Here is a 19924-nt window from a genome sequence, read left to right on the forward strand (position 1 = left end):
CGCCAGCATGCGCCGCCCCGGGGCCATGGTCGAGCCGGGCCCGGGCATCAGCCGCCGTCAGGGACGGGTCACCGCCGTGCCGGCGCCTGCGGCGGCGAGGCCAGCGCGAAGAGGCCGGTCCGTTCCAGCGGCACCCCGCGCAGATCGGTGACCGGCGCCGCCAGCAGCCCGGCCACGCGGCGGCGCGCCTCGGCCGTGGCGCGCTGCACCGGCCCCGCCCCGCGCGGCGGCGCGGCGCCCTGCACGGCGCCCTGGCCGTCCCAGTTTAGGGTCTCGGTCCAGGCCTCCTGCTGCGGCCGCCCGCGCCAGCGAAAGCCGCAGGCGCCGGAACGCGCCGGCCAGGCGCAGCCCGGCCGGGCCGGCCGAGAGCCGGCCGCGGAGCCGCGCCTCGCTCTCGCAGGTGGCGGCTTCCTGGATCTCCAGGTTCTCGATGCCGATGACCCTCAGCCGGCCCGCCGCATCCAGGGCGATCAGCACCCCGAGGCGCTGCGACACCCCGGTGCCGCCCTCGCCATCCATCTCCGCCAGCAGGATGTCCCGCCAGCCGAGCGGCAGCCGGGTCAGCCGGGTGTCCCCGCCATAGCGCGTTGGCAGCACGATCACCTCGGAGGGGGCGCCCGGGCCGCTCAGGCGGAGGCGCACCAGGCGCTCGGGCGCCTCCTCGGGATGGCTGCGCACCAGCAGCGGCGGCGCGCCGGGGCGCAGCCGGAGCTGCAGCGGCCCCGCCGCCCGGGCCGGGGCCAGCGGCGCGAGCAGCGGCAGCGCCAGCAGCAGCCGGCGCGACAGTGGGGACCCGCCGCTCACCGGCGCGACGCCGCCAGGCGGCCCTGCCGGTCGCGCGGGATAGCCTCGCCCTCGATGCAGGCGATGCCGGGTGGCGGTGCCGCCCCGGCCTGCAGCGCCGGCCGATCCGCGGCGGCGAAGCGGTGCAGCCGCTCCTCCGCCCGTGCCGGCGGGGCCAGGGCTGCCGCCAGCAGCAGGGCGGCGGCGGCGCGGCCCGGCAGGATGCCCATCGGTGCGATCTCCGGCGTGGATGGGGCAGCCGCGGCCCTGCCGGCCACGTCCGGCCGGGCGGCGATCAGCGTTTCACGCGCGGCCAGGGGACGTCAATGTGGCCAAGGCCAGGTCTGAACCTGGATGCCGGCGGGCATCGAAACGGCGGAAGCCGCCGGCCGGAGCGGAAGGGCAGCGCCGACGAGACTTCCGCAGCCAGGGCTTCAGGGACGGCCATCCTCCTTGGGCACGGAAAGGGGCTCAAGCCAGAGTCTCCTGCGCCCAGGCAACTTTTGCTAAGCTTTATTTTCTAATATTATTCAATATAAACAACGGCAATTCACTATTATTCATCATTTTCTATCAATCGCGGCGCTTTGCATATAAGTTGTCCGCATGAATCCAGAACACGCCAGTGGCTATGTCGATCGCCTTGCAACTGCGGCCAAGGCGAAGGTGGCAATGCTGGAGCGCTTCCGCAGCCGGCGGAATGCCGATGACCCCGCTCTGCTGAAGCAGCAGGCCGAACGCAAGGCGATCAGCGACGCCCGTGATATCCGGAACGCTGAGCGCCAGGCCGCCCGCGAGGCCCAGGCGGCGCAGGCGATCGCTGAAAAGGCCGCTGCGAAGCAGGAGAAGATCGCTCTTGCCGCTGCCCAGGCTGCTGAGGCCGCGGCCGCAGCGCGGCGCGCTGCTGCCCTGCCCGCCGAGCAGAAGGCGGCTCGGGATGCCCGCTATGCTGCCCGAAAGGCACGGCAACGCTAGAGGGTAAGCCGCGCCAGTTCCGCTTTTGTCTTGACTGCGCTGCCCTTCGTCGCGGCGCAGCTCGGAGGGGATGCCTGGCCGCCGGGCTGACCAGGCTGCCCTGGCCGGACGCCGGCCCCTCCCCGTTCTCCGGGATGACCTCAATTTCGAGGCGGCTGAGGCAGCGCGGCTCGGCAGGCAGGGGCACCGCCTACGCGGGGGATCTGAGCTCTGTGCCGTTCGAGATGCCGCCCTTCCCCTCGCGGGCGGAAACCGCCCGCCTCACCCCCGAAACAGCGCGAGGCGGCGACGCTGCCGTGACGCCGAACAGGCTTGCGCCCGTTCCGGACAGGACACCAGCAGCACCAAGGTTCAAAGTGGCCATGCTGGCAGGAGCAAGGACACCGCACGGCCATCGGTCCGGCCCGCCATGACGCCTGGCAAGCCTGGAGCCTGAAACGGCGCGCGGGCCGCTTGGGACGATTCGCGGAAAGGTGGATTGGCAGCGAAGGGCCGCTGCGGTGACGCCCCTCATCTCGTGACTCTCCGGTGACTCTGGTCAGGAGAGCGATTGAGGCGGCTAAGTCACTGAAAAATTTGGCGGACCCGATACGATTCGAACGTACGACCTTTGCCTTCGGAGGGCAACGCTCTATCCAGCTGAGCTACGGGTCCTCGCCGCCGGCTTCTTTACCCGGATGCGGGCGGGATGGGAAGCCCCGGAAAACGGGCCTAACCCTGCCCGGCGCGACGGGGGGCGAGCCCGCGACCCGCCCCTGGCCGTCGCTTCGTCGGGGCATCAGCCCTTCAGCACGGCCTCCACCGCCGCCGACACGCCGAACAGCGCGGCGTCACCGTCGAAGGCGCCGCTCAGCATCAGCCCGACCGGCGCCTCGCCCGGCGCGTGGCAGGGCAGGCTGATGCTGCAGCGGTCGAGGAAGTTGAAGGCCGCCGTGTTGCGCAGCAGCAGCAGGTTGATGCGGCCATACTCCGCCTCCTCCGCCACCGCCGCGATCGGCGGCGGCGTCAGCGCCGCGGTCGGGCAGAGCACGGCGTCGTAGCCCGCCGTCCGCGCCACGGCCGCGGCCATGATCCGCGCCCGGCTGGCCAGCAGCTGCTGGTAGTCGGCGGCATCCTGCTCGGCGCCGCGCAGGATGCGCGACAGCACCCGCGGGTCGTAGCCGTCCCGCGCCCTGGCGATCAGCGCCCGGTGCCAGGCATAGGATTCCGCCGCCGCGAAGCCGCCCTTGGCATTCGCCGCCGGAATCTCGGCGAGTTCCGGAAAGGCGAAGCGCTCGATGAAGGCGCCGGCCGCGGCCAGGCGGGACACCGCGCGCTCGAAGGCGGCGGCCACCGCCGGCTCCAGCCCGTCGAACAGGAAGGTGCCTTCCGGGATGCCGAAGCGCAGCCCCGCCACCGGGCGCACCGGCGGGGGGGAAGCCTCCTCGGCGCCCGCCATCAGCGCGTGCAGCACGCTGCAGCAGGCGACGCTGTTGGCCAGCGGCCCGATGCTGTCGAGGCTCGGCGACAGCGGCAGCACGCCGGCGAGCGGCACCCGCTTCGAGGTCGGCTTGTAGCCGACGATGCCGCAGAGCGCCGCCGGCACCCGGCAGGAGCCGCCGGTGTCCGAGCCCAGCCCCGCCAGCCCCATCCCGTCCGCCACCGCCACCGCGGCGCCGGAGGAGGAGCCGCCGGGCAGGCGGCCGGTGGCGCGGTCATAGGGCGAGCGCGGCGTACCGTGATGCGGGTTCACCCCCAGCCCGCTGAAGGCGAATTCCACCATGTTGGTGCGCCCCAGCACGACGAAGCCGGCGCGCTGCAGCCGCGCCACCGCCGGCGCGGTGGCGGTCGCCGGCGGCGCCTCGGCCAGCACGGCGGCGCCGGCGCGGGTGGGGATGCCTTCCTGGTCGAACAGGTCCTTCACCGTGATCGGGATGCCGGCCCAGGGGCTCGGCGCCCGGCCCACGGCGCGCAGCGCGTCCATGGCGCGCGCCGTGGCCAGCGCCGCCTCGGCCTGCACGGCGACGAAGGCGCGGGCGCCCTCGCCGGCCGGGTCGTTGATGCGGGCCAGCGCCGCCTCGGCCAGGGCGACGGCGCTGGTCTGGCCGGCGGCGAGGGCCCTGGCGGCGGCGGGCAGCGAGGAGGGATCGATCTGGGACATGGGGCATCCGGCCTGGCAGAAAAGCGGCTTCCATGCTGCGGCGCGGCTCGCCGCTCGGCAAGGGCGCCCGGCCCGGCGCCCGCGGACCGGCGGGCGACAGAGCGTTTGACAGCCGCCGGGCTTCGGGCGCAGGCTTGGCGAAACGAACAAGCACGAATTGGGAGGTATGATGACCCGACGTCTTATGAATTGGGTGGCCGCGGCCACCATGGCGGTGCTCGGCTGGACCGCCACCCCGTCCCAGGCGCAGGAATGGCGCGGCTGGAACATCCATCCGCCCGACTATCCGGTCTCGCGCGGCCTGGACCGCTTCGCCGAGCTGGTCGCGCAGCGCAGCAACAACCGCATCCGGCTGCGCCCCTACCATTCGGCGCAGCTCGGCCAGCAGGACGAGGCCATCCAGCAGATGCGCCTCGGCTCGATCGACTTCGCCGAGTTCAACCTGAGCCCGCTGAACAACCTGGCCGCCTCGACCCAGGTGCTCACCCTGCCCTTCCTGTTCCGCGACGTCGCGCATCTGCACGCCGTGCTGGACGGGCCGATCGGCGACGAGATCGCCGCCGACCTGGAGAAGGTCGGCATCGTGCCGCTGGCCTGGTACGACGCCGGCGCGCGCAGCCTCTACACCCGCCGCCCGGTGCGCGCGGTCGAGGACCTGCGCGGCATGAAGATCCGCGTGCAGACCTCGGATCTGTGGATCGACCTGATCCGGGCGCTGGGCGCCAACCCGACGCCGCTGCCCTATGGCGAGGTCTATACCAGCCTGCAGTCCGGCGTGCTGGACGGGGCCGAGAACAACTGGCCGACCTATGAGAGCGCCCGCCACTTCGAGGTCGCCAAGTACTACCTGACCACCGAGCACTCCAACGTGCCCGAGGTGCTGGCGGTCTCCGCCACGCGCTGGCGCCGGCTGAACGACGCCGACAAGGCGATGCTGCGCGCCGCCGCGCGGGAGAGCGCCACCTTCCAGCGCCAGCTCTGGGCCGAGCGCGAGACGCAGTCGCGCGACCGCGTCGTCGCCGCCGGCACGGTGGTCACCGAGGTCACCGACCGCGCCCCCTGGGCCGCGCTGATGAAGCCGGTCTACGACAAGTACGCCGCCGATCCGCGCATGGCGGCGCTGGTGGCGCGCATCCGCGAGACCCGCTGAGCTGAGCCGACCTGGCGGGCGTGCGGCCACCGCGCCGCAGGCCCGCCGCCTCTCCCGCATGCCCTTCTGCCCAGCGCGTGCCGCGCCCGGAGCCCTGTGCCCATGAGAAGCTTTTCCCGCCTGCTGGACGGGCTGGCCAGGCTGGTCATCCTGCTGGCGGCCATTGCCATGGTGGGGCTGGTCGCCATCACCGGCTGGATGGTCTTCGGCCGCTATGTCCTGAACGACACGCCGACCTGGGTGGAACGGGCCGCGACGCTGATCGTGGTCTCGATCGTGCTGCCGGTCGCCGCCGTCGGCGTGCGCGAGCGCTTCCACCTCTCCGTCCTCGGCTTCCGCGAGGCGATGCCGCCCGGCCTCAGCCGAGTGGTGGAGATCGCCTCCGACATCGGTGTCGGCCTGTTCGGCCTGGCCATGGCCTGGTGGTCCTGGGAGCTGGTGCAGACCAGCCAGGGCATCCGCATCCCGCTGCTCGGCATCAGCCAGGTTTGGAGCTACGTGCCGCTGATGGTCTGCGGCGCCCTCACCTTCCTCTTCGCGGTCGAGCAGGCGCTGCTGGCGCTGCGCCGAGACCATACCGAGGCGCGTCCGGCGCTGTCCCTGGAGTAGCCCGCGTGGAATTTGGCCTGATCATCCTCTTCGCCGTCTTCTTCGGCGGCATCATCATGGGCGTGCCGGTGGCCTTCACCCTGGGGCTGGCGGCGCTGGCCGGCTTCCTCTGGGAAGGCATCAGCCCGGCCGTGGTGTTCCAGCAGATGACCGCGGGGATGAGCATGTTCTCCCTGCTCGCCATCCCCTTCTTCATCTTCGCCGGCGAGATCATGATGCATGGCGGCATCGCCCGCCGGCTGATCGCGGTCGCCGCCGGCATGGTGGGCTGGATGCGCGGCGGCCTCGGCATGGTCAATGTCGCCGCCTCCATGCTGTTCGGCGGCATCTCCGGCTCGGCGGTGGCCGATGCCTCGGCGCTCGGCACCGTGCTGATCCCGGCCATGAAGCAGAAGGGCTACGACACCGATTATGCGGTGAACGTGACCGTCACCGCCTCGATCGCCGGCATCATGATCCCGCCCAGCCACAACATGATCCTCTACAGCCTGGCGGCGGGCGGTGGCATCTCGGTCTCGGCGCTGTTCTTCGCCGGCATCGTGCCCGGCATCATCATGTGCGCCTGCCTGGCGGTCGCCGCCTATGTGCTGGCGGTGCGGCGCGGCTACCCGGCCGAGCCCTGGCAGGGCTTCCGCCACCTCTTCATGACCTTCCTCGACGCCCTGCCGGGGCTGATGACCGGCGTCATCATCCTGGGCGGCGTGCTGGGCGGCGTCTTCACCGTCACCGAATCGGCCGCCTTCGGCGCCATCTGGGCGGTGCTGGCGACGCTGCTGGTCTATCGCGGCCTGACCTGGGAAAGCTTCCGCATCGCCCTGGCCGCCTCGGTCCGCACCACCGCCGTGGTGATGCTGCTGGTCGGCACCGCCACCGCCTTCGCCTATCTGCTGGCGCTCTACAACTTCGCCGACATGCTGACCCGGGGCATGCTGGCGATCAGCGACAACCCGGTGGTCATCCTGCTGCTGATCAACCTGGCGCTGCTGCTGCTCGGCTGCGTCATGGACATGGCGGCGCTGATCCTGATCACCACGCCGATCTTCCTCCCCGTGGTGCAGGCGCTGGGCATGGACCCGGTGCAGTTCGGCATGGTGATGATGATGAATCTGGGCCTTGGTCTGACCACGCCGCCGGTCGGCGCCGTGCTCTTCGTCGGCTGCGCCATCGGCAAGATCCGCATGGAGCAGACCATGAAGGGCATCTGGCCCTTCTACGGCGCAATCCTGGTGGCATTGGCCTTGACCACCTACTGGCCTGCTGTTTCGCTGACGCTGCCGCGGCTGCTGCTGGGCTACGGCCAATAGCCGCGGCTATGACCCCGAGGATCGGACCGCCATCATGACCGTCTCGAAAAAACCCGTCCTGGTGACGGGGGCTTCCGGCAATCTCGGCCGCATGCTGGCGGCCGCCCTCTCGGCGCGCGGCTACCGGCTGCGCCTGTCCGACATCAAGGCCTTCCCGGACGACCTGCCGGCCGGCGCCGAATTCGTCACCACCGACCTCGGCGACGAGGCCGCCATGCTGCGCATCGCTGATGACTGCCAGGCGATCCTGCATTTCGGCGGCATCTCGGTCGACCGCCCCTTCGAGGAGGTGATGGACCCGAATATCCGCGGCCTCTACCACGTCTACGAGGCCGCCCGCCGCGCTGGCGCCCGCGTGCTCTTCGCCAGTTCCAACCACAGCATCGGCTTCCACAGCCGCCCTGCGCCGGGCGAGCCGAAGCTCGAGGCCCCCGGCTCCTTCCGCCCCGACAGCTTCTATGGCCTGTCCAAGGCCTATGGCGAGCTGATGGGCCGGCTCTACTGGGACAAGCACGGCATCGAGAACCTCAACGTCCGCATCGGCAGCTGCTTCCCCGAGCCGGTCGACGCCCGCATGCTCTCCACCTGGCTGTCCTTCGACGACCTGGCGCGGCTCTGCCTCGCCTTCCTCGAGGCGCCGAAGATCGGCCATGCCGTGGTCTGGGGCGCCAGCAACAACCCGGCCAGCTACTGGGGTGCCGACCATCGCGCCCGCATCGGCTGGGAGCCGGTCGATACCGCCGAGGCCTTCCGCCACAAGGTGGGCAAGATCTTCTCCGGCAACCCGGTCGCCGAGCGCTACCAGGGCGGCGCCTATTGCGCCAACGACTACAGCCGCGCCAAGCCCAGCCCGCGCGACGCCTTCGCGCTCGATTGAGCGAATTGCTCCTCCGGGCGGGCCCCTGGTCCGCCCTGATCCTGCCCGGGCGCGGCGCCGCCTTCGCGCGGCTCGACTTTCACGGGCGCCCGGTGCTGCGCCCGCTGGAAGGCGCCGACCCCAATGCCACCCGCGCCGGCGCCTTCTGGATGGCGCCCTGGACCAACCGCCTCGATGGCGGCGCCTTCGGGCCGGATCACCGCTTCCCGATCAACCGGCCGGACGAGGGCAATGCGCTGCACGGCCTGCTCCGCGAGAACCCCTGGGACCTGGCCGATGCCGGCCCCTCCCATGCGGTGCTGACCCAGTCGCTGCGGGCCGCGCCCTTCGACATCGCCGCCCGCCTCGACATCGCGCTGGCCGGGGACGGCGTCACCCTGGCGCTGTCGCTCCGCAACACCGGCGACCGCCCCTGCCCGCTCGGCATCGGCTGGCACCCCTGGTTCCACCGCCCGCCCGGCACGCGGCTGGCGCTGCAGGCCGACAGCCAGCTCGTCACCGACCGGCGCGGCCTGCCCGTCGCCGCCGCGCCGGCACGGCCGGAAGACTGGCTCGGTAAGGACCGCCACTTCACCGGCTGGACCGGCACGGCCCGCTTCACCACGCCCGACCACGCGATCACCCTCGCCGCCACCGGCGCCTGGTCGCGCAACCTGCAGCTCTTCGCGCCGAACGAGACGCCGGTGCTCTGCCTCGAGCCGGTCAGCCACCCGCCCAACGCCATCAACCGGCCCGACTTCGGGCGGATGCACGTCGTTCAGCCGGGCCAGACCCTGGCAGGACGGATCACGATCGAAGCAAGGCCAGGGGAATGAATTCCCCTGGACCCCTTCTTCCTTCTGTCCGTGCTGCCGCGCGCTGACACTCGGGCGCGGGACGCTTGCGTCGGGAAGCTCCGGCGCCACACTGTCGGGCCATGAAACACGCGCTTGTCCTCGGGGCCGGGATCATGGGCCTCTCCGCCGCCTGGGGGCTCAGCCGCGCCGGCTGGTCCGTCACGGTCGTCGAGCAGGACGACATCCCCAACCCGCGCGGCGCCAGCGTCGACGAGCACCGGCTGATCCGCCACGCCTATGGGGCGGAGCGCGGCTACATGCGCATGGTGGACGAGGCCTATGCCGCCTGGGACCTGCTCTGGGCCGAGCTGGACGAGCGGCTCTATGTGCCCACCGGCGTGCTGGCGCTGGGCGATGCCGGCGGCGGCTGGCTGCCGGAAAGCCGCGCCAGCCTGGCCGGGGATGGCCATGCCTTCGCCGATCTCGGCGCGGCGGCGCTGGAGGCGCGCTTCCCGATGCTGCGCGCCGGCGGGGTGGGCGACGCCTTCCACATGGAAACCGGCGGCGTGCTGCTCGCCAACCGCATCGTCGCCGCGCTGGCCGCGCTGCTGCGGCGGCGCGGCGTCACCTTCCGCCGCGGCCGCGCGACGGAGGCCGACCCCGCCCGCGCCCGCCTGACGCTGGAGGACGGCACCGAGATGGCCGCCGACCTGCTGGTCATCGCCGCCGGCCCCTGGACGCCGCGCTTCCTGCCCGGCCTCGCCGGGCGCGTCACCGCCTCCCGCCAGATCGTCGTCTATCTGGAGCCGCCGCCGGCGCACCGCGCCGGCTGGGACGCCGCGCCGATGGTGCTGGATCTCGCGACCGATGGCGGCTTCTACGCCGTGCCCCCCGTCGCCGGCACCGCGCTGAAGGTCGGCGACCACCGGTTTTCCCGGCAGGGCGATGCGGAGCGCGATTCCCGCACGCCCACCCCCGCGGAGATCGAGGGCATCATGGCGCTGGTCCGCCCGCGGCTGCGCGACGCGGCGGACTACCGCATCCTCGGCGCCCGCGCCTGCTACTACGATGTCGAGCCGGAAGAGCGCTTCATCCTCGAGCCGCTCGGCGACCGCGCCCTTGTGATGAGCGGTTTCTCCGGCCATGGCTTCAAGTTCGGCCCGCTGCTCGGCCTGGCGGTGGGGGGCGAGGACCGGCTGTCGCGCGCCGGCTGGGCCGCCGGCCGGGCCCTGCCTGTCGCCGAAGCCTCACGGGGCATCGGCTGACGCGGGCGTCCGGGGGCCTTCAGGGCCCCCGGCGCAGAGGTCTGGGGAGGCAGCGCCTCCCCAGGGCTTACTTGAAGATCAGCGGCGCGTCGTCTGACGGCATGTCCGGCATCGGCACGTCGATGACCACGCTGCTCGGGTCCACCCCGGTGCCCTTGTCCAGCCAGTAGGTCACGCTTTCCGGCCAGAAGATGACCACCGCGACCAGCACGAGCTGCATGCAGACCCAGGGGATGGCGCCCCAGTAGATATCAGCCGTGCGCACTTCCTTCGGCGCCACGCCGCGCAGGTAGAAGAGCGCGAAGCCGAAGGGCGGGTGCATGAAGCTGGTCTGCAGGTTCACGCAGAGCAGCACGCCGAACCAGACCAGGTTGATGTCCAGCTTGGCGGCCACCGGCGCCAGCAGCGGCACCACGATGAAGACGATCTCGAAGAAATCGAGGAAGAAGGCCAGGAAGAAGATGAAGATGTTGACGAAGATCAGGAAGCCGGTCTGGCCGCCCGGCAGGTGCGACAGCAGGTGCTCGATCCAGATCGAGCCGTCGACGCCCTGGAAGACCAGGCTGAACACCGTGGAGCCGACCAGGATGAAGATCACCATGGCGGTCAGCCGCATGGTGTTCTCCATGGCCTGGCGCATCAGCGACCAGGTCAGGCGGCGGTTGATGGCGGCCAGCAGGATGGCGCCGCAGGCGCCCATGGCGCCGGCCTCGGTGGGCGTCGCCAGGCCCAGGAAGATGGTGCCGAGGACCAGGAAGATCAGCACGATCGAAGGGACCATGCCCTTGGCGACGCGCCAGTAGAGCGGCCAGCCGCGCGGCCCCAGCGCCTCGGCGGGCAGCGGCGGCACGCGGTGCGGCTGGAAGATGGCGACGCCGGCGATGAACAGCAGGAACAGCGAGATCTGCAGCATCGAGGGGCCGATGGCGCCGGCATACATGTCGCCGACGCTCTTGCCGAGCTGGTCGCCCAGCAGAATCAGCACCAGCGAGGGCGGGATCAGCTGCGCGATGGTGCCGGAGGCGGCGATGACGCCCGTCGCGATCCGCATGTCGTAGCCGTAGCGCAGCATGACCGGCAGCGAGATCATGCCCATGGCGATGACCGAGGCGGCGACCGTGCCGGTGATGGCGCCGAGCACCGCGCCGACCAGGACGACGGCGACGGCCAGGCCGCCCGGGATCTTGCCGAACAGCTGGCCGGTGCCTTCCAGCAGGTCCTCGGCCAGGCCGCAGCGTTCCAGCACCGCCCCCATCAGGGTGAAGAAGGGTATGGAGAGCAGCAGCTCGTTCGACATGATGCCGAAGACGCGGAACGGCAGGTTGCCCAGATAGGCCGAGGTGAAGAAGCCCAGCTCGATCGACAGGAAGCCGAAGAACAGCCCGACCGCGGCGAGCGAGAAGGCCACCGGGAAGCCGATCAGCAGGAACACGACGAGGCCGCCGAACATCAGCGGCGGCATCATCTCGAGGGTGATCATCAGAGGGAGACTTCCGGCTTGCGGTTGCGGATCATTGGTCGGGGCGGTGGTATTCGACCACCACTTCCGAAGCCGGCTGGATGCCGCGCAACAGGGCGACCCGCTTGATCAGCTCCGCCAGGCCCTGCAGCCAGATCAGCAGGAAGCCGATCGGCAGGACCAGCTTCACCGGCCAGCGGATCAGGCCGCCGGCGTTGGAGGACTCCTCCATGCGCTGCCAGCTGTCGAGGAAGAAGGGCCAGGTCATCCAGGCCATCAGCCCCATGGCCGGCAGCAGGAACAGCACCAGCCCGAAGACATCGACCCAGAGCCGCGCGCGCGGCGAGAGATTGCCGAAGACCAGGTCGACGCGGACATGCTCGTTGCGCATCAGGGTCGGCGCCGCGCCGAGCATGACGATGCCGGCGAAGAAGTACCACTGCACCTCCAGCCAGGCGTTCGAGGAGTAGCTGATGCCGTAGCGGACCACGGCATTGCCGGCGCTGGTCACGCAGGCCAGCAGCACCAGCCAATAGGCGATGACGCCGAAGACGCCGCTGATCCGGTCCATCACCCGACTGAAGCCAAGCAGGGCACCCATGCGTCGGGGTCCTCCCAAGGGGTACGAGAAAGAAAAGGCGGCGGCGGGGCCGGCCCCGCCACCGATTATTGCCAGGACGGCCCTGGGCGGGCCGCTTTTAGCAAAGCCGCGCCGGAATGACAGGCAGGATCGCGAGGCCGTGGTCCCGCCTGTCAGGATGTCACCGCCAGGATCTCACCGCCAGGACGTCACCCTGGTGACGTCGCCGCGGCGGCCTCAGCGCCTGGTCTGGGCCTCCTGCCCGTACATGCCGTAGACGAACTGGTCGAAGGAATTCTCGGCCACCCGGAACCAGCCGTACTGGACCTCGCGGAAGGCCTTCCAGTGCTCGAAGACCTTCTTGAAGGTCGGGTTCTTCGCCGCGGTCTCGTCATAGAGCTCGAAGGCGGCCTTGTAGCTGGCCAGCATGACCTCGCGCGGGAAGGGCCGCAGCTGGGTGCCGGCGGCGATCAGCCGGCGCAGCGCCGGCGGGTTCTGCACGTCGTACTTGGCCATGGTCTCGATGGTGGCGTCGCGGCAGGCGCTCTCGAGCACCTCGCGGTAGAGCGGCGGCAGCTCCTCGAACTTCGCCTTGTTCACGAACAGCGACAGGTTGAGGCAGCCCTCCCACCAGCCGGGATAGTAGTAGAAGGGGGCGACCCGGTTGAAGCCCAGCTTCTCGTCGTCATAGGGGCCGATCCATTCGGCGGCGTCGATCGTGCCCTTCTCCAGCGCCGGATAGATGTCGCCGCCGGCGATCTGCTGCGGCACCACGCCGAGCTTCTGCAGCACGTTGCCGGCGAAGCCGCCGACGCGGAACTTCAGCCCCTCCAGGTCCTTGACGGTCTTGATCTCCTTGCGGAACCAGCCGCCCATCTGCGCGCCGGTATTGCCGGCCGGGATGGAGACCATGTTGTAGGTGGCGAAGAAGTCCTTCATCACGTCGCGGCCGCCGCCCTGCTGCAGCCAGGCATTGGTCTGGCGCATGTTCAGGCCGAAGGGCACCGCGCCGTCGAAGGCGAAGGTCGGGTCCTTGCCGACGAAATAATAGGACGCGGTATGGGCGCATTCGATGGTGCCGTTCTGCACGGCATCCGCCACCTGCAGGCCGGGGACCAGCTCGCCGGCCGGGAAGGCGCGGATCTGGAACTTGTTGTCGGTCAGCGCCGCCACCCGCTTGGCGACATGCTCGCCGGCGCCCCAGATGGTGTCGAGCGAGCGCGGGAAGGAACTGGCCAGGCGCCAGCGGACCTCGGGGGCCGTCTGCGCGATGGCGGGAGTGGACAGGCTGGCAGCCAGGGCGGTGGTGCCGGCGACGGCACCCCCCGCCAGCAAACGGCGACGGATCATCGGTATCCTTGGCTCCCTTGGACCTCCGGCGGCTTGCCGCCCCGGAATGGCGGCATTTTCCGGCAACCCCAAGGGTTTGTCATCCGCGGAACGTTGCCGGGAGGGGGATGATTCGTTACCGATAGTTCAGGAGAACGGCTGCTCCAGCCAAGATTGGGGGAAGAATGAATTCTTCCCCCAAACCCCCATCATCTTCTCTTATCACCGGCCGTGACGGGACCAGCGCATCGCCACGAGCCACATCAGGCGCGACCTCGAAGGTCGCGCGGCCGTCGGGCCGTCTATTCCGCTGGCCTGTCCCTCTCTTCTCTTCAGTTGAAGAAAAGCTTTCCGGGATTCAGGATGCCCTTCGGATCCAGGCTGGCCTTCAGCCCGCGCATCACGTCCAGCACGTCGGCGCCATGCTCCTCGACCAGGAACTCCCGCTTGCCCAGGCCGATGCCGTGCTCGCCGGAGCAGGTGCCGCCCAGCGCCAGGCCCTGCGCCACGATGCGGCGGTCCAGCTCCCAGGCCTTCTGCAGCCCCTGCGGGTCGTCGGCGGGGAAGAGGATGACGCAGTGGAAATTGCCGTCGCCGACATGGCCGACGATGCAGGTGTTCTGGCCCATCTCCACCGCCGTCTCCTTGGCATGGACGATGGCCTCGGCCAGGCGGGAGATGGGCACGCAGACATCGGTGGTGATGCCGCGGCAGCCCGGATAGAGCGCATTGGCCGCCCACCAGGCGTCGTGCCGCGCCTTCCACAGCTTGCTGCGGGCTTCCGCGTCCTCGGCCCAGGCGAAGCCGCGGCCGCCCATCTCCTGCGCCAGTGCCTCGACCGCCTCGGCCTGCTCGCGCACGCCGCTGGGGCTGCCGTGGAATTCCAGGAACAGCGTCGGCAGCGGCGCGAAGGCCAGCTTGGAATAGGCGATGGAGGCGCGCATCTGGTCGGCATCCGCCAGCTCGATGCGGGCGACCGGGATGCCGGCCTGCATGGTCATGATCACCGTCTCGACGGCGGCGGCCAGGCTGTCGAACTGGCAGACGGCGGCGGTGGTCGCCTCCGGGATGCCCTGCAGCCGCAGCCGCACCTTGGTCACCACGCCGAGCGTGCCTTCGGAACCGACGAACAGGCGCGTCAGGTCATAGCCATTGGCCGACTTGCGGGTGCGGCCGCCGGTCTGGATGACGCGGCCATCGGCCAGCACCACCTCGAGGCCCAGCGTCGCCTCGCGCATGGTGCCGTAGCGCACGGCGTTGGTGCCGCTGGCGCGGGTGGCGACCATGCCGCCCAGGCTGCAATGGCTGCCGGGGTCGACCGGGAAGAACAGCCCCTGGTCGCGGAGGTAGTCGTTCAGCTGGTGGCGGCTGACGCCCGGCTCGACCAGGCAGTCCATGTCCTCGGCATTGACCTCGAGGATCGCCGTCATGCGCGACAGGTCCAGGCTGATGCCGCGCTGCACGGGCACGACGTGGCCCTCCAGGCTGGTGCCGGCGCCGAAGGGGGTCACCGGGATGCCATGGCTGTTGCACAGCGCCAGAAGGCGGGAGACTTCCTCGGTCGTCTCGACGAAGGCGACGGCATCGGGCAGCACCGGCGGGTTGGCGTCCTCGCCCTTGGAATGCTGCTCGCGGATGGCGGCGTTGGTGGTCAGCCGGTCGCCCAGGAAGGCGCGGGCCGCGGCCAGCACGGCGTCGAGCGGGGGAGTGTCGATGGTCATGGGTGTTCCTCTTCCCGCGCCAGCGGGCAGGTCAGGCAATGCGGGCCGCCACCGCCCAGGGTGAACAGCGACAGGTCGGGGTCGAGCACGGTCAGCCCCTCGGCGCGCAGCGCGGCGTTCAGCGCGGTGCTGCCGGCGGCCGAGACGACGCGGTCGCGGCCGAGCGCGATGATGTTGCAGCCGAGCTGCATGGCGTCGCGGTAGGAGACGGGCAGGCAGCGGATGCCGTGCCGCTTCAGCCAGGCCAGAAAGTCGTCGTCCAGCACCTCGACGCAGGCGACGGCCAGGCCGGGGGCGGCCATGCAGAACAGCACGTCCAGATGCAGAAAATGCTCGTCGAAGGCCTCGAGGCGGACTTCCCAGCCCTCGCCGCGCAGCCAGCCGGCCAGCTGCTCGGCGCCTTCCTCGTCGGTGCGGCCGCCCGAATGGCCGATCAGCGCCAGGCCGGGGCGGATGATGTGGATGTCGCCGCCTTCCAGCGTCCCGGCATCCGACTTGCGCCAGAAGGCGCTGTCATGCCCGGCATGGAAGTCGATCAGCGTTGCATATTCGCCGCGGCGCTGCGGGCGCTCCAGCTGGCAGAGCACCGGTCCCCGATGCGTCACCACCACGCTGTCGCGGGTATAGACCATGTAGGGCAGATGCGGCGCCGGCGTCAGCCGGTGCACCCGCGCGCCGCCCTGCTCCAGGGCCGCGACCAGCTCGGCATGCTGCGCCTGGAGGTGCGGCAGCGCCGGGCCCTGCCGCGCCTCGGACAGGGTCCGGCGGACGATGCTGTTGGTGGGTATCCAGCGGTAATGGTCCGGCGGGCAGACCAGCACCTCGGTGAGCACCCCGGTTTCGGAAGCGACGCGCCAGTTCGACATGCCGCGAAACTACGCCTGCCGCGGGCGCGGAGCCAGGGGTCGTGAGGGCCGCCGCCCCCCGGAAAACCGCCGGCCCTTGCGTTGACGCCCCCCGGGCACAGGCATAGCGTTTCCCTCCCGCCCGTCCGGAGGAAATGGAATTACAATGGTGAACAAGGTGAAAGAGGCCTGGGCGCAAGGTCGCGCCGTGGTCAATGGCTGGCTGGCCATCCCGAGTGGCTTCAGCGCCGAGGTCATGGCCCAGTCCGGCTTCGACAGCCTGACCGTCGACATGCAGCATGGCGTCCAGGACTACCTCTCCGCCGTCGCCTGCTTCCAGGGCATGCAGCCGCATGGCGTGACGCCCATGGTGCGCGTGCCGTGGAACGAGCCGGGCATCATCGGCAAGGTGCTGGACGCCGGCGCCATGGGGCTGATCTGCCCGATGGTGAACACCGCCGAACAGGCCGCCGCCCTGGTCTCCGCCTGCCGCTACCCGCCCGAGGGCACCCGCTCCTTCGGCCCGATCCGCGCCGGCATCTATGGCGAGGCCGGCTCCTATTTCGACACGGCCAACAAGGACATCGCCGTCCTGCCGATGATCGAGACGAAGCAGGCGCTGGACAACCTGGAAGCCATCCTCGACACGCCGGGCGTCGACGGCATCTATGTCGGGCCCTCCGACCTCGGCCTGTCGCTCGGCCTGGCGCCGAAGCTCGACCGGGAAGAGCCGGAAGTGCTGAAGATCTACGAGCGCCTGCTGAAGGAAACCGGCAAGCGCAACCAGGCGGTCGGCATCCACAACGGCTCGGCCCCCTATGCCAAGCGGATGATCGGCATGGGCTTCAAGCTGGTCACCATCATGAACGATTCGGGGCTGATGCTGACGGCCGCGCGCGCGGCCGTGGCGACCGCCAAAGGCTAGGCAAGAATCCGGGGGCATTGAATGCCCCCGGACCCCCACATCCGTTAAGCGGCGGCGCGCAGGCCACCGGAAACGCCGGCGATCAGCGCCTCCAGCTCGGCCAGCTCGGCCGGGGCCAGGTCGACCAGCGGCGCGCGCACGGGGCCGGCCGGACGGCCCACCGCGGCACAGCCCGCCTTCACGATCGAGACCGCATAACCCTTCCTGCGGTTGCGGATGGCGATATAGGGCAGCACGAAATCGCGCAGGCCCTGATACACCGCCGCGCGGTCCTGCCGCCGCACCGCCTTGTAGAACTCCATGGCGAAAGCCGGCACGAAGTTGAAGATCGCCGAGGAATAGGTGGTCACGCCCATCTCGAGATAGGGCAGCGCGAAGGTCTCGGCGGTCGGCAGCCCGCCGACATAGGTCAGCCGGTCGCCCAGCTTGGCATAGACCCGCGTCATCAGCTCGATATCGCCGACGCCGTCCTTGAAGCCGACCAGGTTCGGATTGCGCTCGCACAGCCCGGCCAGCGTGTCCTCGTTCAGGATCGCATTGTCGCGGTTGTAGACGATGACGCCGAGCTTCGTGCTTCGGCACACCGCCTCGATATGCGCGGCCAGCCCCGCCTGCTCGGAATTGACCAGGTAGTTCGGCAGCAGCAGCAGCCCGTCGGCGCCGGCCGCCTCGGCCGCCTGCGCCAGCTCCTTGGCGATCGGCGTCGCCATGCCGCAGGGCGCGATCACCGGCACCCGACCGGCGGTCTCGGCCACTGCCGCTTTGACCACCGTGGACACCTCGGACGGCGACAGAGAGAAAAACTCGCCGGTGCCGCCGGCGGCGAACAGGCCGGCCGGGCCATGCTCGAGCAGCCAGGACACGTGCTGGCGATAGCGCGCCTCATCGAAGCCGAGCTCGGCGTTGAAATGCGTCACCGGGAAGGACAGCAGCCCGCTGCCGATCTGCTTTGCCATCGCGTCCGGGGTCATCAGGGGCATGGGTCTTCTTCTCCTCCTGCCGTGGCGCCGGCAGAGACCTGCCGGCTGTCAGGTCATCATACATCTTACCAGAATATCGTCTATCGGTGATGTGAACGGGCCTTGCCGCCTCCGCCGGCCGTAATTAACAATTCGTTTACATCACCACTTGAGCCTCCGCTCGCCGTGACCGACCTTCCTCCCGCTCCGCCCTCAGGCCGGCCGCGACGCTGGGCCCTGCAGCCCGACGACGCCGCGGTGGCCGCTGCCGCGTCCGCCGCGCCGACGACGGCCTTCGGGCCCGAACTCTCCCTCGACAACGGGGCGGGGACGTCCGGCGGCGCCGACACCGCCATCCTGGTGCCGCCCCGGCCGGCGACGGCCGGGCCGGCCGGCCTGGCGGCCGCGCCGAACCAGCCCCTGCGCCAGGGCGCCAGCCTGCCCAATCCCAATGCCCAGCCCGGGGTGACTCAGGGCGCCGGCCTGGCCAATTCCCGCGGCGCTGCCCCGCCCGCCGCGGCCCTGCCGCCGCCGGTGCCGCTGAACGGCCTGCCCGCCGAGCCGCGGCAGCCGCCGCTGCTGCGCGAGCACCGCGTGCTGCTGTTCCATCCGACGCTGCTCTGCCAGGCGCTGCACCATTGCGGCCGCGACCGGCTGCGCCTGCCGATCGAGGATGTCACCGGCGCCGAGATGCTGACCGACAGCCAGTCGGTGCGCTTCCGCTTCGGCCCCGGCGGCCGCAGCGGCGAGGTGGTGGTAACCACCCCCGGCCTCGGCGCCACGCTGATCGCCTATTGCATCGGCGCCGGCATCCCGATCCCGGCCAGCGCGGCGAAAAGCCTGCAGGTCACCGAGCATGGCGTGAAGCTGGAGCTGCGGCTGACCATGACCGCCGCCCCCTATTTCCGCCCCCGCGCCAGCGCGGAATGGTGATCCTCTAGCTCTTCAGGCTGCGGCCGCGCATCACCGCCTTGTCGCCGAAGCGGGCGCGCAGCGCCTCCACCGCCGCCCAGCGCGCGGCGCGCTTCGGCGCCTCGGGATCGACCAGGTCGCCCTGGTCCGCCTGGGCGCCGGGCAGCAGCGGCTGCGCGCCGATGCCGATCAGCCGGAAGGCGGTGCCATCGGCCTCCCGCGCCAGCAGCGGCCGCACCGCGGCGAACAGCGTGTCGGGCAGCCGGCTCGGCGCCGCCAGCCGGACGTGCCGGCTGCGGATCGCGAAGCCGCCAGTCTTCAGCTTCAGCACCACCCCGCCGGCGGCCAGGTCCTGCGCCTGCAGCCGGCGCGCCAGCTTCTCGCACATCCGCCACAGCGGCGCCTCCAGCGCCGCGACATCGGACAGGTCCTGGTCGAAGGTGGTCTCGGCGCTGACCGAGCGCGCCTCGCGCCCCGGCTGCACCGGCCGGTCATCCTCGCCGCGGGCCCGCGCGGCGAGCTTCGGACCCTCCTCCCCCAGCCGCCGGGCGGCCTCGCGCGGGCTCAGCCCCTGCAGCTGGCCAAGGGTGAGAAAACCCAGCGCCTGCAGCCGCCGCACCTGCACCGGGCCGACGCCGGGCAGCACGCCGACCGGCTCGGGCGCCAGCACGGCGGCCGCCTCCTCGGCGCCGATCACGGCGAAGCCGCGCGGCTTGTCGCGCTCGACCGCCAGCTTCGCCAGCAGCCGGTTCGCCGCCAGCCCGACCGAGACGGTGACGCCGATTTCCTTCTCGACCCGCAGCGCGAAGCCGGCCAGCACCGCGGCGGGCGGCGCCTTGTGCAGCGCCTCGGTGCTCGACAGGTCGAGCACCGCCTCGTCGATCGACAGCGGCTGCACCAGCGGCGTCAGCGCCTCCATCAGCGCGCGGATCTGCTGTCCCGCGGCGCTGTACTTGGCGTGGTCGGGCTTGATCACCTCGGCATCCGGGCAGAGCGCCAGCGCCTTGAACATCGGCATGGCCGAGCGCACGCCGCGGATCCGCGCCAGGTAGCAGCAGGCCGCCACCACGCCGCGCCGGCCGCCGCCGACGATCACCGGGCGGGCGCGCAGCTCGGGCCGGTCGCGCTTCTCGACACTGGCGAAGAAGGCGTCGCAGTCGACATGGGCGATCGACAGCCGCGCCAGCGAATCATGCCGCAGCACCCGCCGGCTGCCGCAGCGCGGGCAGGCAGGCGGCAGGGTCGCCTCGTGGAGCAGGCAGTCGCGGCACAGCGCGGTCATGGCGCCGCCAGCATAGCGCAGCCGACCCCCCTT

The 19924-nt window shown here is 71.0% G+C and carries 19 protein-coding genes and 1 tRNA gene; 9 read left to right on the forward strand and 11 right to left on the reverse strand.

Annotated features, from left to right (window positions below):
- Nucleotides 1-57: 57 nt before the first annotated feature.
- Both WFI16_RS13060 and WFI16_RS13065 read right to left on the reverse strand, forming a co-directional pair.
- Entirely contained in the window at nucleotides 58-804 is a 747-nt protein-coding gene (locus WFI16_RS13060; RefSeq protein WP_419898255.1) for a hypothetical protein, read from the reverse strand.
- Nucleotides 801-1013, reverse strand: a complete 213-nt coding sequence (locus WFI16_RS13065; protein WP_419898256.1) for a hypothetical protein — start codon at nucleotides 1011-1013, stop codon at nucleotides 801-803. The genes WFI16_RS13060 and WFI16_RS13065 overlap by 4 nt, the downstream gene beginning before the upstream one ends.
- Nucleotides 1014-1389: 376 nt before the next feature.
- Here WFI16_RS13065 and WFI16_RS13070 point away from each other — a divergent pair, with 376 nt between their 5' ends.
- On the forward strand, nucleotides 1390-1758 hold the full coding sequence (locus WFI16_RS13070; protein ID WP_419898257.1) for a DUF6481 family protein: 369 nt from the start codon (nucleotides 1390-1392) through the stop codon (nucleotides 1756-1758).
- 577 nt (nucleotides 1759-2335) lie between these two features.
- On the opposite strand, the gene WFI16_RS13075 is transcribed toward WFI16_RS13070, so the two are convergent.
- Nucleotides 2336-2412, reverse strand: a tRNA-Arg gene (locus WFI16_RS13075).
- Between the two features lie 124 nt (nucleotides 2413-2536).
- Nucleotides 2537-3898 carry an amidase gene (locus WFI16_RS13080; protein ID WP_419898258.1) on the reverse strand — a complete coding sequence of 454 codons (1362 nt, stop codon included), beginning with the start codon at nucleotides 3896-3898 and terminating at the stop codon, nucleotides 2537-2539.
- A gap of 169 nt (nucleotides 3899-4067) precedes the next feature.
- Between WFI16_RS13080 and WFI16_RS13085 the strand changes: the two genes are divergently transcribed.
- The 6 genes from WFI16_RS13085 (at nucleotide 4068) to WFI16_RS13110 (ending at nucleotide 9879) form a co-directional block, all read left to right on the forward strand.
- A complete protein-coding gene (locus WFI16_RS13085) occupies nucleotides 4068-5048 on the forward strand; it encodes a TRAP transporter substrate-binding protein (RefSeq protein WP_419898259.1) in 981 nt (326 codons plus the stop codon).
- A gap of 102 nt (nucleotides 5049-5150) precedes the next feature.
- Nucleotides 5151-5657 (forward strand): TRAP transporter small permease, encoded by a 507-nt coding sequence (locus WFI16_RS13090; RefSeq protein ID WP_419898260.1) that lies wholly within the window; start codon nucleotides 5151-5153, stop codon nucleotides 5655-5657.
- A gap of 5 nt (nucleotides 5658-5662) precedes the next feature.
- On the forward strand, nucleotides 5663-6961 hold the full coding sequence (locus tag WFI16_RS13095; protein ID WP_419898261.1) for a TRAP transporter large permease: 1299 nt from the start codon (nucleotides 5663-5665) through the stop codon (nucleotides 6959-6961).
- A gap of 34 nt (nucleotides 6962-6995) precedes the next feature.
- Entirely contained in the window at nucleotides 6996-7838 is an 843-nt protein-coding gene (locus tag WFI16_RS13100; RefSeq protein ID WP_419898262.1) for an NAD-dependent epimerase/dehydratase family protein, read from the forward strand.
- Nucleotides 7839-7843: 5 nt separating this feature from the next.
- Complete coding sequence (locus WFI16_RS13105; RefSeq protein WP_419898263.1) at nucleotides 7844-8653, forward strand: aldose epimerase family protein; 810 nt, start codon at nucleotides 7844-7846, stop codon at nucleotides 8651-8653.
- Between the two features lie 101 nt (nucleotides 8654-8754).
- A complete protein-coding gene (locus tag WFI16_RS13110) occupies nucleotides 8755-9879 on the forward strand; it encodes an FAD-dependent oxidoreductase (RefSeq protein WP_419898264.1) in 1125 nt (374 codons plus the stop codon).
- Between the two features lie 67 nt (nucleotides 9880-9946).
- Here WFI16_RS13110 and WFI16_RS13115 read toward each other — a convergent pair whose 3' ends face one another.
- The 5 genes from WFI16_RS13115 to WFI16_RS13135 all read right to left on the reverse strand — a co-directional run bounded on the left by WFI16_RS13115 (nucleotide 9947) and on the right by WFI16_RS13135 (nucleotide 15834).
- A complete protein-coding gene (locus WFI16_RS13115; RefSeq protein WP_419898265.1) occupies nucleotides 9947-11359 on the reverse strand; it encodes a TRAP transporter large permease in 1413 nt (470 codons plus the stop codon).
- Nucleotides 11360-11390: 31 nt separating this feature from the next.
- Entirely contained in the window at nucleotides 11391-11939 is a 549-nt protein-coding gene (locus tag WFI16_RS13120; RefSeq protein ID WP_419898266.1) for a TRAP transporter small permease subunit, read from the reverse strand.
- Between the two features lie 216 nt (nucleotides 11940-12155).
- Nucleotides 12156-13268 carry a TRAP transporter substrate-binding protein gene (locus tag WFI16_RS13125; protein WP_419898267.1) on the reverse strand — a complete coding sequence of 371 codons (1113 nt, stop codon included), beginning with the start codon at nucleotides 13266-13268 and terminating at the stop codon, nucleotides 12156-12158.
- Between the two features lie 311 nt (nucleotides 13269-13579).
- Nucleotides 13580-14968 carry an FAD-binding oxidoreductase gene (locus tag WFI16_RS13130; RefSeq protein ID WP_419898268.1) on the reverse strand — a complete coding sequence of 463 codons (1389 nt, stop codon included), beginning with the start codon at nucleotides 14966-14968 and terminating at the stop codon, nucleotides 13580-13582.
- Entirely contained in the window at nucleotides 14965-15834 is an 870-nt protein-coding gene (locus WFI16_RS13135) for a dimethylarginine dimethylaminohydrolase family protein (protein ID WP_419898269.1), read from the reverse strand. The genes WFI16_RS13130 and WFI16_RS13135 overlap by 4 nt, the downstream gene beginning before the upstream one ends.
- Before the next feature lie 145 nt (nucleotides 15835-15979).
- On the opposite strand from WFI16_RS13135, the gene WFI16_RS13140 reads away from it, so the two are divergent.
- Entirely contained in the window at nucleotides 15980-16738 is a 759-nt protein-coding gene (locus WFI16_RS13140; RefSeq protein WP_419898270.1) for an HpcH/HpaI aldolase family protein, read from the forward strand.
- Between the two features lie 44 nt (nucleotides 16739-16782).
- Here the strand turns inward: WFI16_RS13140 and kdgD are convergent, their stop codons facing one another.
- Entirely contained in the window at nucleotides 16783-17718 is a 936-nt protein-coding gene (kdgD, locus tag WFI16_RS13145) for a 5-dehydro-4-deoxyglucarate dehydratase (protein ID WP_419898271.1), read from the reverse strand.
- A gap of 237 nt (nucleotides 17719-17955) precedes the next feature.
- Here kdgD and WFI16_RS13150 point away from each other — a divergent pair, with 237 nt between their 5' ends.
- Nucleotides 17956-18630, forward strand: coding sequence for a hypothetical protein (locus WFI16_RS13150; RefSeq protein WP_419898272.1), 675 nt, complete (start codon nucleotides 17956-17958; stop codon nucleotides 18628-18630).
- A 4-nt stretch (nucleotides 18631-18634) separates the two neighbouring features.
- Here the strand turns inward: WFI16_RS13150 and WFI16_RS13155 are convergent, their stop codons facing one another.
- On the reverse strand, nucleotides 18635-19891 hold the full coding sequence (locus WFI16_RS13155) for a DNA polymerase IV (RefSeq protein ID WP_419898273.1): 1257 nt from the start codon (nucleotides 19889-19891) through the stop codon (nucleotides 18635-18637).
- Nucleotides 19892-19924 lie beyond the last annotated feature (33 nt).

The sequence above is a fragment of the Roseomonas sp. USHLN139 genome (assembly GCF_037145735.1).
GTDB lineage: Bacteria > Pseudomonadota > Alphaproteobacteria > Acetobacterales > Acetobacteraceae > Pseudoroseomonas.

Excerpts from the sequence above, each read along its gene's own strand:
- WFI16_RS13110 (WP_419898264.1), top strand. The coding sequence starts at position 8,755 with ATGAAACACGCGCTTGTCCTCGGGGCCGGGATCATGGGCCTCTCCGCC.
- WFI16_RS13115 (WP_419898265.1), bottom strand. The coding sequence starts at position 11,359 with ATGATCACCCTCGAGATGATGCCGCCGCTGATGTTCGGCGGCCTCGTC.
- WFI16_RS13080 (WP_419898258.1), bottom strand. The coding sequence starts at position 3,898 with ATGTCCCAGATCGATCCCTCCTCGCTGCCCGCCGCCGCCAGGGCCCTC.
- WFI16_RS13130 (WP_419898268.1), bottom strand. The coding sequence starts at position 14,968 with ATGACCATCGACACTCCCCCGCTCGACGCCGTGCTGGCCGCGGCCCGC.
- WFI16_RS13125 (WP_419898267.1), bottom strand. The coding sequence starts at position 13,268 with ATGATCCGTCGCCGTTTGCTGGCGGGGGGTGCCGTCGCCGGCACCACC.
- WFI16_RS13090 (WP_419898260.1), top strand. The coding sequence starts at position 5,151 with ATGAGAAGCTTTTCCCGCCTGCTGGACGGGCTGGCCAGGCTGGTCATC.
- WFI16_RS13155 (WP_419898273.1), bottom strand. The coding sequence starts at position 19,891 with ATGACCGCGCTGTGCCGCGACTGCCTGCTCCACGAGGCGACCCTGCCG.
- WFI16_RS13100 (WP_419898262.1), top strand. The coding sequence starts at position 6,996 with ATGACCGTCTCGAAAAAACCCGTCCTGGTGACGGGGGCTTCCGGCAAT.
- WFI16_RS13120 (WP_419898266.1), bottom strand. The coding sequence starts at position 11,939 with ATGGGTGCCCTGCTTGGCTTCAGTCGGGTGATGGACCGGATCAGCGGC.
- WFI16_RS13070 (WP_419898257.1), top strand. The coding sequence starts at position 1,390 with ATGAATCCAGAACACGCCAGTGGCTATGTCGATCGCCTTGCAACTGCG.
- WFI16_RS13085 (WP_419898259.1), top strand. The coding sequence starts at position 4,068 with ATGACCCGACGTCTTATGAATTGGGTGGCCGCGGCCACCATGGCGGTG.
- WFI16_RS13065 (WP_419898256.1), bottom strand. The coding sequence starts at position 1,013 with ATGGGCATCCTGCCGGGCCGCGCCGCCGCCGCCCTGCTGCTGGCGGCA.
- kdgD (WP_419898271.1), bottom strand. The coding sequence starts at position 17,718 with ATGCCCCTGATGACCCCGGACGCGATGGCAAAGCAGATCGGCAGCGGG.
- WFI16_RS13140 (WP_419898270.1), top strand. The coding sequence starts at position 15,980 with ATGGTGAACAAGGTGAAAGAGGCCTGGGCGCAAGGTCGCGCCGTGGTC.
- WFI16_RS13135 (WP_419898269.1), bottom strand. The coding sequence starts at position 15,834 with ATGTCGAACTGGCGCGTCGCTTCCGAAACCGGGGTGCTCACCGAGGTG.